Below are 12,444 nucleotides of genomic sequence, written 5' to 3'. Positions count from 1 at the left end.
TCGGCATTCGCTGCAAGGTGCAAGGACTGGAGTATTCGGCCTGGGTCGCTCTCGGTCGCCGCGGCCACGGCCCGCCCGAGATGGACGGCCTTGCGCCATGGGCGTGGGGCCACGGCCTCCCGGGTGATCCGGCTGAGCCATGGTCCGGCATGGTACACAGCTTCGTCCCGGGCAAGGGCTTCGGCGTCTTTTCCCATACCAGCGATCCCAAAGCGGACGCGATGATCGAGGAATTGAAGAATACCATGATCCCGGAGAAGCGGGTGGAGCTGATCAAGCAGATCGCCCGCTACAAGCACGACAACGTCCTCGGCGGCGTGACCACCTATCGCCCGGTCGTCACGTTCGCCTGGCGGGACAACATCGCGTTCCGCGGGTGGCCGTGGCCCGGACAGTGGCGTGCTTTCCAGGAAGTCAGTTTCAAGAAGTAGCTAACGGCCTGCGACGTGCGCGTACCGAATGCTGTTCGGCGTTCGGTACGCATCTCGTTTCGCTTTGTGGGGTGGATCCTCGGACATGGTTGTGAAAAACGTGATGAGTATGACGGCAGCAGATGTCTCTGGCAGGCGCTCGGCTGCCGCCCAGGTGGGGAAGCCTGCGATGCATCGCGGCTCCGCTTCTCGTGCGGCGGTGTCTGCCAACAGGTTTGTCACTAACCGGAGTGCCGGCCGATGAGAATCGTCTTCGCCAAAGGACTCCTCAATGCGCTCATCAGCATGCTCGGCGCCAGTTTGATCATCTTCATTATGTCGCGGCTGTCCGGCGATCCCCTGTCGCTGCTGCTGCCGATGGACGCGCCGCAATCGGCGGTGCAGGCAATGAGGCACGAGCTTGGTCTCGATCGGCCGATGTGGGATCAATACCTGATCTTCCTGTGGAAGGCGGTCCAGGGCGATTTTGGCCGGTCCTATCGCTGGCAAATGCCGGCGATAGAGCTCGTGTTCGAACGGCTGCCGGCAACAATCTACCTGGCCATGGCGGCGTTCGCCTTCAGCCTTGCGCTCGCAATTCCGCTCGGCGTGCTGTCGGCAGTCCGTCGAGGCTCGTGGATCGACCAAATCGCACGGATCATTGCAATGCTGGGCCAGGCAGTGCCGTCGTTCTGGGTTGGGCTCCTCCTTATCCTGGTGTTCGCGGTCAACCTGCAGTGGCTTCCCGCCTTCGGTGCTGACGGCGTCCAGCACGTGATCCTCCCGGCCATCGCGCTTGGCTGGTATCCGGTCGCAGCGCAGACCCGCGTCATCCGTTCCGGCATGCTCGAGGTGCTCGATAGCGACTACATTCGCATGGGGCGTGCCGTCGGCACGCCGGAGCGTCTGCTGATCTGGAAGTACGCCTTCCGCAACGCGCTGCTGCCGCTCGTTACCATCATGGGCGTCTACTTCGCCTATATGCTGAGCGGCTCGTTCGTGGTCGAGACGGTGTTCGCCTGGCCCGGACTTGGACGAACGGTCGTCGAAGCGGTATTTGCGCGCGACTATCCAGTGGTTCAGGCCGGCGTTCTCATCACGTCGATCCTTTTCGTGCTGTCCAATTTTCTTGTCGACCTGTCCTACAGCATTATTGATCCAAGAATCCGCCTGTGACTGTAATCTTGGCACCGACACCTGTCACCGTGGCGGACGCTCCGCAGCTGCCGTTTTTGGTCCGTTTCCGCCTGAAGGGCACGCCATGGATCCCGATTTTGATCCTGTTGCTGATCATTGTCGCAGCCATGGGCGGCGAAAGCATCGCACCGCATGACCCGAACGGACTGGACCTCGGCGCGGCATTCCGGCCGCCGTTCTGGCAAGCGGGCGGTAGTTATGACTATCTACTTGGCACCGACAATCTCGGCCGCGACGTCTTATCGCGCATCATTGCTGGCGCGCGGGTATCCGCAATCGTGGTTCTGTATGCGATCGGATTTTCCGGCGCGATCGGCACGATGCTTGGCATTATGGCCGGCTATTTCGGCGGCATCGTCGATATGATCATCGTCCGCATTACCGAGATCATGATGGCCATTCCGACGCTGGCACTAGCGTTGATTTTCACCGCCACGATGGATCCCGGGCTTTCCACTGTCATCATCGTCATCGTGTTAACCTACTGGACCTGGTACGCGCGCATCATCCGTAGCGAGATCCTGTCGCTGCGCGAGCGCGATTATGTGGCCTTTGCCAAAGTTGCCGGCTGCGGCCCGGTGACCATCTTCTTACGGCACCTCGTGCCGAACATCTTCAACACGCTCGTGGTGCTGATGACGCTGCAGGTCGGGCAAGTTATCATCTTCGAGGCCTCGCTCTCTTTTCTGGGCGTCGGCATTCAGCCGCCCGACACCTCATGGGGACTGATGCTTGCTGACGCGCGGCAGTACATTACTTACGCGTGGTGGGGCATCACCATGCCCGGAATCGCCATCATACTCACCTGTCTCTCATCGAATCTGATCGGCGACTGGTTGCGTGACCTGCTCGACCCGAAACGGAGACAACTGTGACCGCGGCGCCCCTTCTGCAAGTCGAAAACCTACAAATGCACCTGCATCTACGCCGCGGCGTGGTGAAAGCGGTGGATGGCGTTTCATTTGAAGTGCACGAAGGCGAGACACTAGGCATCGTCGGCGAGTCCGGCTCGGGCAAGACAATGACCTGCCTATCGATCCTGCGCCTCCTGCCGATCCACAGTGACGGCAGGCTAGACGGCAGTGTGAAGCTCGACGGCGAGGACCTGCTGCAACTCAGCGAAGAGGACATGGCCAGCCGGGTGCGCGGACCGAAGGTTGCGATGATCTCGCAAGACCCAATGACCTCGCTCAATCCGGTCTACACCGTTGGCGACCAGGTCTCCGGGCCGTTCCTCTACCACAAGCTGGTCAGGACCGTTCGCGAGGCGATGGCTGCCGCCGCGCAAGGCTTGCGTCGCGTGCGCATTCCCTCACCGGAGCGGCGGCTGAAGAACTATCCGCACCAGTTTTCCGGCGGCATGCGCCAGCGTGTCGTAACCGCCATGGCGATCGCCTGCTCGCCACGTCTATTGATCGCCGATGAGCCGACCACCGCGCTCGACGTCACCATTCAGGTGCAGATCATGAACCTGCTGCGCAGCATCCAACAGGACTCGAAGGTCGGCATCATCCTGGTCACTCATGATCTTTCGATCGTCGCCGGTCTCTGCCATCGTATCGCGGTGATGTATGCAGGCCGCATCATCGAAACCGGCAAGGTGCGCGACATCTACCGCAATCCGCAGCATCCCTATACCCAAGCCCTGCTGCAGGCAATCCCGCATCTTGGACAGAAGCGCAGTCGTCTTGCCGCAATCCCTGGCCAGCCGCCGAACCTGATAGACCCGCCTAAGGGATGCCGCTTTGCGCAGCGCTGCCCGAAACGCATGTCGGTCTGCGACGATTATCCGCCAGCGACCGACCTCGGCGACCGTCATGTCGTCAATTGCTGGCTCGCAGCGAAGCAGTAACGATGATGGGCCTCGAACTTCGCGACCTCTCCAAGCATTTCACGGTGCGCAGCGATCGCGGCAAGGCGACAGTGCGTGCGGTGGAGCGCGTGAACCTCGGCATTCCTGAGGGCCAGACAGTCGCGCTGGTCGGGGAATCCGGCTGCGGCAAGACCACCATCGCCAAGCTCGTGCTGAAGCTCGAAACGCCGACCTCCGGCGCCGTGACCTTCGACGGCAAGAGTCTCGAGGAGATGTCGCGCAAGGAGATCAAGGATTATCGCCGGCAGGTGCAGGCGGTGTTTCAGGATCCTTACGCTTCCCTCAACCCGCGCCTTACGGTGCGTCGGATCATCACTGAGCCGATTCTTGCGCACTACAAGCGCGATCGCGCGACGCTCAATGCGCGCGTCGCCGAGCTCCTGGAGATTGTCGGCCTGCCGCCGAGGGCGGCCGATCTCTATCCGCATGAATTCTCCGGTGGACAGCGTCAGCGCATCGCAATCGCGCGGGCGCTTGCGCTCAATCCGCGCATCATCATCCTCGATGAGCCGATCTCCGCCCTCGACGTGTCGATCCGCGCGCAGGTGTTGAATCTGCTGATGGACATCCAGGAAAAGTTCGGCCTGACATACCTCCTGATCGCGCACGACCTGGCGCTGGTCGAGCATCTCTCGACGCGCGTGGCGGTGATCTATCTCGGCAGCGTGGTGGAGACGGGCGAGAGCGAGCAGATCTTCGCGGCGCCAAAGCATCCCTACACGCAGGCGCTGTTGAACGCGGTGCCGCGGCCGGATCCGGACTATGTGCCGAAGGCGGCGGAGGGTTTCGACGATACCGGCAGCGCGCTGGAGCCACCGAGCGGCTGCAAATTCCATCTGCGCTGCCCGCACGCAATGGCCGTGTGCAAGACCGACAACCCGCCGCTCATAAAGCTGGCCGACGGCCGCGAGGCGGCGTGCCATCTGCTGAGTGGTCCGCCGCCGGCTCAAGTATGAACAGAACAGAAAACAAACAGATCTGCCATGCAGAAGGTGTTTTCGCTGCACCTTCACCATCAAATCGGCAGCGAATACAGCGTCTGGTCCAATGTGCTTCCTGCATCGAGTTGTCGTCCAATTGGCGGCTAGTGTCCTGAACCAGAAATTCACGAATATCACGATGCCTGGGCTTGAGTATTGTAACGGCAAAAGCGTTCGATGGAAGCGAGGATGCCGTCGGCGGACTTGGTCCAATGGAATGGCGTGGATCGGCATTGGCTGATGAAGTCCATGCTGTGCGATGGAGGCCATCTCAAGCGGTCGATCGCCGATGCGCTGCTGTTGCGCGGCACTGCCGACTTCGATGGTCTCGCCGCCTACCGCGGCTTCATCGACGAGATCGTCAGCCGTCGCAATGCCCGCAACACCAAGCGGATCGACCACGAGCGCGCCGCGTTGCGGGATCGCCGCACCTTGGACTGCGAGGAGGTCATTGTCCGCGTGATCAAGCGGCGGCTTCACCTTGCGCAAGGTGTTCTACATCGTGCCGTCACGCCTGATCGGCCACCAGCTGCGGATACACATTTACGCCGATCGTCTCGATGTGTTCGTCGGCGGCACCCATCTCGCAATCTGGTCTACCGTGATCGGCTGTTCCCGCGCGATGCGTATCGCCGAACCGAGGCGCGGCTGCCTACCGGAAAGATCTTCGATAGCTTCGACTTCGAGGCTATGCCGATGATCTCCAAGGCGCAAGTGACCGCGCTCGCCGCTGCCCGGCGGCGGAAAGAGTCACTTGGCGCCAGCCATCAGCCTGGCTCTAATCGAGAACGGATGGCGCGTCCTCTTCACCCGACCACCGATCTCGTCCGATCAATCTGGCGGGGCTGGGGGGACTCCCCATTCCTGTGCCGCCTAACCGTCGCCACCCTCGTAGTCAAAAGGTTCGCGTAGATCGGCGCCAGGCTTGAGCGAAATGTAGTCGCGGCCTTCCTCTGAAAGCTTCGCCCCGGCTATGCCAATCTCGGCTTTATGTAATGCACTACATAAAGCCGGGATAGGTGCTGCGTAGCAGCGGAGCTCCAAGGTCAACACTGTCCATCACTTGGTCAAGCTCGATGACCTGTCCTTCCCCGCGCCGAGTTAGGCCAACTTCCTCGCGGTCCATGACGGCCACGCGCTGGTCTGGTCACGTTGACCACCCACTGCGGCGTCTCGCCTCGCGCGTGGTGCCGCGGCTCCTCTACCCCGTGCGATCTGCGCAGTACAAATTGCACGGCGGCCGGATTGAGCCTCGCGTCCGACCGGCCGTGCAAGATGATGCCGTCGTGCTTCGTCCATCTAGCGAAATCGTCATAGCACCAGACATTGTCGAAACGCTCGAAGTAGACGGCTCGATATTCCCTTCCTTCGGGATCGTTCCAGAACATGATTGACGTCGACGGAAAGGCGCGAGTTCGCCCTTTTCGCCGCGCACCAGCCTGCCGCCCAGCGCCAAACCGAGTCCAGGCCCCTGGATCTCGCCGCGCCAGGAGTGGTCAAATGAGACCGCCCCTAAGCTACGACACACGCCTCGACGAAGGCGGCAGCGCGTAGCAACGTCGCATCGTTTCCTAGTCGGGCGACCAGCTGCAATCCGATCGGTAGGCCTGCAGCGCCGCGGCCCATCGGCAGGGTCAGGCAAGGCAAGTGCAGCATCGACCAAGCCCCGTTGAAACGCCCGTCACCGGTGTGGTCTATGCCTTCCGGGGCTTCTCCGACCGCGGCAGGGACGAGCAACACGTCGCAATCGTGGAACAGGTCGGCGCATTCCCTCCTAGCTTCACGAGCGTGCCCAAGACCGGTTTCGTAGTTTTTGGGCGTCAAGCGCTGCTCGTACTCTTTGAACATCTGTTTCGTTCGTGGTTCAACGTCGTTGCGCCGAAAGACGCGTTCGTAGGCCAGTGCCTGCAGCATTTCCCAACCGAAAACGACATCTTGGATCTCGCGCCACGACGCCATGGAGGACGGCGAAGGAAGATCGCGCACCTGCGCTCCGCCCCCAGTCAGCCGGCGCACGCAGTCATCGAGGAGATGTCGAGTTGCATCCGCAACCTCTCCCCAGGGCGACGTATTCAGAAAACCGATACGGGGCGCGCTCGATACGTCCACCTCGCCAACGCGACCGCCCGTAACGACTGACGCCAGCAGCGCGACATCCGCTACTGTGCGGGCAAAAAGACCCAGCGTGTCCAGGCCGCTGGTCAGGGTCTTGATACCCCTCACCTCGGCCTTACCGTAAGATGGCTTATAGCCCACCACGCCACAGAAGGAAGCTGGTCGGATCGTGGACCCGTAGGTTTGCGTTCCGAGCGCCCAAGGCACCATCGCGCATCCAACGGCGGCCGCGGACCCACTGGACGATCCTCCCGGGGTGTACCGCGGGTTGTGCGGATTCCGGGTCTTGCCCGGAGCGCCGCCCGCAAATTCGGTGGTGACTGTCTTGCCGAGAATGACTGCACCGCCTGCGCGGGCGAGGGCGACACAGGTCGCATCGCTCGCCGGACGATAGTCTCGATATATGCGTGAGCCATAAGTCGTCGGCATATCCACCGTGTCGATCACATCCTTGATCGCCAAGGGCACGCCATGCAGCGGGCCCCGGATGGGCGATCGGTCCGCCAGCCGGGCCTGCGCGATTGCGAGATCAGGATCGAGATACTCCCACGCTTTCACGGCGGGCTCGCGTTCTTCAATACGCTCGAGGCACGCGCGCGTCAGGCTTTCGCTCGTCAGCTGTCTCTGGGCGATCAAACGAGCAGCATCGAGCGCGGTGAGTTCCTTCATTTAGAGCGCGTCCTTTCCCCCGCGACCGATTCACCGTTGGCGCAACAAACGTTGAGTCACCCAACCGCAGGGCTAATTTGCGGGTGTCAATTCCTCGATCACCTGGGAATGTCACCACGCGGAGGCTCGACCCGGGTAACGTCACGGCGCAGCCTGCGCGCATAGACACGCTCAACGTACCTGAGACAACGCTGCACGGATCGATGATCCGCAGCTCATGCAACGCACGGTCTTTTACGCGCGCCTCGCCTTCAACGCCCACGAGCCGAACAGCCAGACCTATAAAGTGGCTGGACGAACAAAAAATGCAAAGGTCGCGCCGGATTGGAGAAATTCTGGAAGCGCGGCATTCGCAGCGCTCCGAGCTGGGTGGTCACACTATCAATACGCGCTGTCCCGTGTATTTGGTGTTCATGGCTCCCGAGGTTGACGAGAAAAAAGCTTCACGTTGTGGCGATCAGGCGCAGGTTTTTGGCATTTCGACGAGCCATGCCTTCCAAGGACAACACCGTCTATCACTCGGCCAAGCTCGGGCGACCCGTCACGCCGACCTAGCCGCGGGCGATGACGGCTACGCGTCGGTCTGGCTGCGCTGATCCTGGTCATCGCTCAGACGCGGCGCTCCACCTCGGGGCGCCGCAATCCGGCGAAAGGATGCGACGAAAGTGTCCTTCAGAAATTGCCATAATCAGAACAATCGCATCAGTTTCAGAACTACGGTCACCAGCTAACATAATGCGATTTCCAGGCCGGATCGCCACTGTCCGTTTGCAGGCCAAGGGCGTCCGTATCGTCGCAGAATCCAACCGAGCAAGCGAGAACGCTCCCATATCGCATTTACGATTTACGTGGGTAGAGCCGATTATGCGGAGTGAGGTATTATGCGAAGTGGCTGGGTTGGAGCCGAGCATTTCCGCGGAGTGCGGTGATCGCACCCAGGTGATCGACCCGAATTACGGAACGCTCGCCGACAGCGAGCACCGTCCCCGCTACCTCCAGTCGAAGCTCAAAAACTGGAAGGCCTTCAACAAGGCCATGCTGGGCGACACGCTGAACGAAGACATCGCCTGGATCATCCGGAGCGAGCGGTGAGAGAGTGCGGCGCCTCGCTCGGAGCGAGGCCGCGCGGCAGGTCAGCGCGACCAGATGAGCCTGTGCGCGTGGTTGTCGTCTGGACCTGGGTCGCGTAGACCGGACCAGTGACGGAGGGATCATCGAGCTTGACCCTAGATGTATTCGGCGGCCAGTATCCTTGGCTGCCTTGCTCAAACCTGCACCCAGCTCGACCCCGTTGGCGTGACCCGGTAGTCGGGGGAGCGCTCGCCCTCTTTAGGGATGGGCCGCATGGTTGCTTTGGTGTCGATGTTGAGGGTGCGGATCCTGCCGTTAAAGCTGACGTCATCGCCGCGGGTGAGGGTGCCGATCTGAGCCATTGTCGGAGATGTAATGTAAGCGCCGACGGCACCTGGCCGCGTGTTGTCTCGGCAGATGTCGCCACGACTCGATTAGCGCGACCCCGCGTAGTCGATTTGCCGCCAGATCGTCAGAATTTTCGCTCGGCGGGCGTGGCAAGGCCGACGGCTGCCGTCATCAACAGCCAAACTGCTTCGACAACGCAGGCCGGTGGGGACGCGCGGCTTCGATCCCCGGCAAGCGCCTCCATGGACGCAAACGACACATCGTCACCGATACCGATGGTCTTCTTCTGGCGGCCCATGTCCATCCCGCGAACGTCAGGATGTTCATGGCGCCGTTCCCTTGCTGGAGCATCACCCAACGTTTGGGCGAGAGCCGGACGACTCCGACCCCGGCGGTCGCTGGACAATCTCGATTGCCCACGGTCCCATATTCGGACAGCGCGTTAATCAGCTGCTTGCCGCGATAGCCAAAAACAACTTGGAACCTTGGGAAGCGATCTCGCAAGTGCGCGAGGTCGTGCAGGCGATTTTCTACATCCTGTCCACCGGTTGCCAATGGACAGCCTTAACGGGCGAGTTCCCACCGCATTCGACAGTTACTTTTATGCTTGACGAGACACTGGCAGATGGCATGGCGCGAACGCACCTCTGCGTGGTTCGGCCGTTGCCGAGGCCTAACCGGAGACTTTGAATGCTCAGCCGCGACCGAACTTGCCTGGCTTGTCGTTGCTCATTTCAGGTTTCTGACAACGCGCCGTCGCCCCCCTGCAAAGCCTAGTTGTCTTTTTGAGTCAGACTCTCAGGACGATCGACACCAATCGTACGCCAGTTATTCGAGCTAGGTGTCGAACTGAATTTCTGTCCGGGGCTTATGCCCAGCCTCGGTGGGCAGGCCGCCCTCGAGCAGAGCCTGGACGCGCGGGCCTTGGACCACCACCTCCAAGCGCGGAAGGTGGCGTAATGGGATGGGTGGTCGTCCCTCAGGATGACGCCGTCATCTGCAACGGCGTAAGATGGCGAAGCACTTGGACGCACTTCGAGCGATAGAATCGGCTCGTCCGGCTCCGCACCATTGAGGCGTGAGACGAGCCAGATCATCCAGGATGGTTACTGGTGGAAGCTTATCCGCCATTCGCGGATAGTGGTGCGGATAGCCTTGGGGCTCGTTGGTGCTGATCGCCGGCAGAAAGGTTACAAATGTTGTCCTCCCCGGTCCTTTGCTCTTCGAGCTTGAAGGTGAGGCCTGGAAGATCGACTGACGCCGACCCAGAGATTTCCGCTCAGAAAGACCCGCGGTCCTCCCGGAACGACCACGGACCGCGCGGCGTCAGGCGCGCATTCTTGTGGACCTTCTTGCGGGGAACTCCGGCGGACGTGGAGTGTCGGAACCACAGCTTCGTTCAGAGGCTCGCCTCGGGTGAACAACATTCGTAGTTTCGACAAGCTAGCGCCAGGGCAGAGCCCAAAGTTCCTTGTTGCAGATCTTCTCGAAGATCACGACTGATCGCGTCGAACAGCTTCTCCCCCTTCTCGCGTGAGGCGGCACTCGGATAGCCGTAGATACCGGTGGAGCATTGGCTCGCGGAACTGCGCCAGCGATAGACGCCTTTTCCGACAACGTCGGCGACATCGGGCGTACGATTGGCCTCGGCGAGGCGGAGGCGATCCTCTGCCACGAGTTCAGGTCGCAATGCCATACACATCGACATCTCCGCCTCGCATGCGTGCCAAAGATTGTCCTGCTTCTCGAGCACCGCGGCAATCGGCCTCTCTGCCGCATGCCAATACGTGAAATGCACTATCGGCACCTCCAGCTTGGGGCTGAGCTCGTCAGCGCAGACTCGCAGTGCATTTTCGTTGCCGCCGTGCCCGTTGAGCAGGACGATTCTTCGGAAGCCGTGCCGAACCACAGACTCACAGACGCAGCGGATAATGTCGAAGAAGGTCTGGAAATCGACGGTGATCGTGCCGCCCAACGACATGTGATGCTCGGAGAGGCCGGTCCACAGCATCGGTAAGACGGACTTTCTCGATCGCTGCGGCCAAGCGCGCCGTGCGCAACGCGACCGTCTCGCCAAGCAGGCTGTCGATCTCGATAGGCAGATGTGGGCCGTGCTGCTCGAGCGCGCCCACCGGGACGATGACGATCGCGTCCTCCTGCGCGCGTTCACGCAACTAATCAGCCCGCAGCCGCCGCCATTCGATTTCCATCTCATCCCCTCCTGTGAATGCCCTGCCTTTGTTAGATCATCAGATCGCGTGGTCCGGACCAATTCGATAGTTCGCCTCATATTTTTACTCGGGCCATTAAGGCGAAATTCCCTAACTGTGGCACCGCCGAACGCTTAAAAGCTGCACATATCGGGGAGGCGTTATTTCGCCTGTGTGAGTTCCGAGCCGGGCGTCGGGTGAGGTGCCCGATGTTGGTGAGGAGAAGCAAAGCAACGGCGTTCTCGAAGTGGCCTCGAAATCCTTGGCCAAGCGGCGGTTGCGATTGAGCAAAGGGAGGGTTCGCTCGACCAGCCACCAGCGCTTGAGCAGCCAACGTTCACAAGTATCGGTTCCTCGGATAGCGAGTACGCCTTTCAAGCGCTGCGCTGGACAAACACCGCAAGGACTTCAAGCCGGCGTTTTGGACCAGGACTGTCAAAACGCAGCAGGCGGGCGCTCCGGATCGTCCGGTCAAGCACGTGGAGCAGCACTGGTTTATCGGCGCATGCCCATGTGGCCGGGGGTAGGCTTGAGGTTCTCCATGAACGCGGCCGTCCTCCGCGAGATTGGCAAAGCCGGCACGTTTCTCGAGTACGAGGCGCTCAGCCCGGTAGATTACAAGGCGCGAACGGCCCGTGACCTCTGCGACCATGTCGGTGCCAAATCGCTGGACGATCTGGTCGAGTGCGCCGGGGACAGGCGGGAGCGAGGCAAGCTTTTCGCAATCAAGCCGTGCGACGGCCTCCCGGCTTTCGACTGGCTGGCCGTCGCCCTAGATACGCCGAGAAGAGAGGTTGCCCTCCAAGTCGGTAAAGGATTCGTACGGTTGGACCGAGATGGAATGGACGAGATAACCCAGAACGAGTCCGCGCGTGACGGATGTAACTGGCGCTCTGCGGATCTATACGGCTTCGATGAACGAAAGCGTGGCCGACTTCTATTGCCACCTTATGCCGCGCTACAGAATGCTGAGGGATGGGAGACCTTCGACGCCCATCGGCCGCAGCCGAAATTGAGGTTGATGGCAGGCGCGGTCACAAGCATGACAGACCGGATACCGCGAAGCTCTTAAGATCGATCCACCTGCCACGATTGTCCCCTGGGAGGCTGCGAGCCGTCGCGCCGCTGGGGAGCGGTGGCATGCCGGCGAGCCCTCCGGGCGGTGCATGTAGATCTCGCCGACCTCGCCCGGCGGCATTACGTTTTCGTCAGGGGCGACAGCCTGCATTTCACCAGCAAACACGCAACCGGCGCAGCCGCGATGCCTGAGCCATTCGCTTCCGGTGGCACAAGATATATCCCTGTGGCCCTGCGACGCTCTACCTCAGTCAAGACCTGCTCGGCTAGAGCCGCGCGGGCGTCACAGCACCGACGCCGAGTCGACTGCAGATGGTACCCGTCCTCGGATTCGAGTTGGTGACCGTGGCTCGGCGTCAACTCTCAAGAGTGGCCTCATTTTTGCAGAATTTCCGTAATTCCTGGCCGAGCTTCGGCGTTTTTATGCTTGAGCAGCCTTTACGCTTGTCCGACAAATCGGGGACGAAAAAAAACATGATGCAGAGAAGTGTGAT

At 61.0% G+C, this 12,444-nt stretch carries 8 protein-coding genes and 7 pseudogenes; 10 read left to right on the top strand and 5 right to left on the bottom strand.

Annotated features, from left to right (window positions below; translation table 11 throughout):
* The 6 genes and pseudogenes from FXB38_RS39610 to FXB38_RS39585 all read left to right on the top strand — a co-directional run.
* A pseudogene (locus tag FXB38_RS39610) lies at nt 1-431 on the top strand (ABC transporter substrate-binding protein); the annotation flags it as partial.
* A gap of 240 nt (nt 432-671) precedes the next feature.
* Nucleotides 672-1,586 carry an ABC transporter permease gene (locus FXB38_RS39605; RefSeq protein ID WP_210250991.1) on the top strand — a complete coding sequence of 305 codons (915 nt, stop codon included), beginning with the start codon at nt 672-674 and terminating at the stop codon, nt 1,584-1,586.
* Between the two features lie 8 nt (nt 1,587-1,594).
* Nucleotides 1,595-2,482 (top strand): ABC transporter permease, encoded by an 888-nt coding sequence (locus FXB38_RS39600; RefSeq protein WP_246230535.1) that lies wholly within the window; start codon nt 1,595-1,597, stop codon nt 2,480-2,482.
* 35 nt (nt 2,483-2,517) lie between these two features.
* The gene (locus tag FXB38_RS39595; protein WP_148756317.1) at nt 2,518-3,459 is read left to right on the top strand and encodes an ABC transporter ATP-binding protein; all 942 of its coding nucleotides are present in this window, start codon (nt 2,518-2,520) and stop codon (nt 3,457-3,459) included.
* Nucleotides 3,460-3,461: 2 nt separating this feature from the next.
* Nucleotides 3,462-4,436: an ABC transporter ATP-binding protein gene (locus tag FXB38_RS39590; RefSeq protein WP_246230517.1), complete on the top strand. Its 975-nt coding sequence runs from the start codon at nt 3,462-3,464 to the stop codon at nt 4,434-4,436.
* A 288-nt stretch (nt 4,437-4,724) separates the two neighbouring features.
* A pseudogene (locus FXB38_RS39585) lies at nt 4,725-5,123 on the top strand (IS21 family transposase); the annotation flags it as partial.
* 566 nt (nt 5,124-5,689) lie between these two features.
* Here the strand turns inward: FXB38_RS39585 and FXB38_RS44310 are convergent.
* Nucleotides 5,690-5,949, bottom strand: a pseudogene (locus FXB38_RS44310) (acetoacetate--CoA ligase); the annotation flags it as partial.
* Nucleotides 5,950-5,972: 23 nt separating this feature from the next.
* The gene (locus tag FXB38_RS39570; RefSeq protein ID WP_148756316.1) at nt 5,973-7,244 is read right to left on the bottom strand and encodes an amidase; all 1,272 of its coding nucleotides are present in this window, start codon (nt 7,242-7,244) and stop codon (nt 5,973-5,975) included.
* Nucleotides 7,245-7,549: 305 nt separating this feature from the next.
* Here FXB38_RS39570 and FXB38_RS39565 point away from each other — a divergent pair, with 305 nt between their 5' ends.
* The 3 genes and pseudogenes from FXB38_RS39565 to FXB38_RS43340 all read left to right on the top strand — a co-directional run bounded on the left by FXB38_RS39565 (nt 7,550) and on the right by FXB38_RS43340 (nt 8,336).
* Complete coding sequence (locus FXB38_RS39565) at nt 7,550-7,840, top strand: hypothetical protein (protein ID WP_148756315.1); 291 nt, start codon at nt 7,550-7,552, stop codon at nt 7,838-7,840.
* Nucleotides 7,841-7,979: 139 nt separating this feature from the next.
* A pseudogene (locus tag FXB38_RS45225) lies at nt 7,980-8,107 on the top strand (DUF736 domain-containing protein); the annotation flags it as partial.
* 25 nt (nt 8,108-8,132) lie between these two features.
* Entirely contained in the window at nt 8,133-8,336 is a 204-nt protein-coding gene (locus FXB38_RS43340) for an HAD family hydrolase (RefSeq protein ID WP_187435474.1), read from the top strand.
* A 173-nt stretch (nt 8,337-8,509) separates the two neighbouring features.
* Here the strand turns inward: FXB38_RS43340 and FXB38_RS44300 are convergent, their stop codons facing one another.
* On the bottom strand, nt 8,510-8,677 hold the full coding sequence (locus tag FXB38_RS44300; protein WP_246230515.1) for a DUF736 family protein: 168 nt from the start codon (nt 8,675-8,677) through the stop codon (nt 8,510-8,512).
* Nucleotides 8,678-8,818: 141 nt separating this feature from the next.
* Between FXB38_RS44300 and FXB38_RS45220 the strand changes: the two are divergent.
* Nucleotides 8,819-9,429: pseudogene (locus tag FXB38_RS45220) on the top strand (transposase); the annotation flags it as partial.
* A gap of 633 nt (nt 9,430-10,062) precedes the next feature.
* Here the strand turns inward: FXB38_RS45220 and FXB38_RS39540 are convergent.
* Together FXB38_RS39540 and FXB38_RS44280 are read right to left on the bottom strand one after the other, a co-directional pair.
* Nucleotides 10,063-10,795 (bottom strand): annotated as a pseudogene (locus FXB38_RS39540) (creatininase family protein).
* A gap of 606 nt (nt 10,796-11,401) precedes the next feature.
* Nucleotides 11,402-11,744, bottom strand: a pseudogene (locus tag FXB38_RS44280) (strawberry notch C-terminal domain-containing protein); the annotation flags it as partial.
* Nucleotides 11,745-12,444 lie beyond the last annotated feature (700 nt).

The organism is Bradyrhizobium cytisi (assembly GCF_008123515.1).
Classification (GTDB): domain Bacteria; phylum Pseudomonadota; class Alphaproteobacteria; order Rhizobiales; family Xanthobacteraceae; genus Bradyrhizobium; species Bradyrhizobium cytisi.
This window is presented reverse-complemented; position numbering and strand designations above follow the sequence as displayed.

What these genes read in the sequence shown, in the direction of transcription:
- FXB38_RS39605 (WP_210250991.1), top strand. Translation starts at nt 672, where the DNA reads ATGAGAATCGTCTTCGCCAAAGGACTCCTCAATGCGCTCATCAGCATG.
- FXB38_RS39595 (WP_148756317.1), top strand. Translation starts at nt 2,518, where the DNA reads ATGCACCTGCATCTACGCCGCGGCGTGGTGAAAGCGGTGGATGGCGTT.
- FXB38_RS39590 (WP_246230517.1), top strand. Translation starts at nt 3,462, where the DNA reads ATGATGGGCCTCGAACTTCGCGACCTCTCCAAGCATTTCACGGTGCGC.
- FXB38_RS39570 (WP_148756316.1), bottom strand. Translation starts at nt 7,244, where the DNA reads ATGAAGGAACTCACCGCGCTCGATGCTGCTCGTTTGATCGCCCAGAGA.
- FXB38_RS39565 (WP_148756315.1), top strand. Translation starts at nt 7,550, where the DNA reads ATGCAAAGGTCGCGCCGGATTGGAGAAATTCTGGAAGCGCGGCATTCG.
- FXB38_RS44300 (WP_246230515.1), bottom strand. Translation starts at nt 8,677, where the DNA reads ATGGCTCAGATCGGCACCCTCACCCGCGGCGATGACGTCAGCTTTAAC.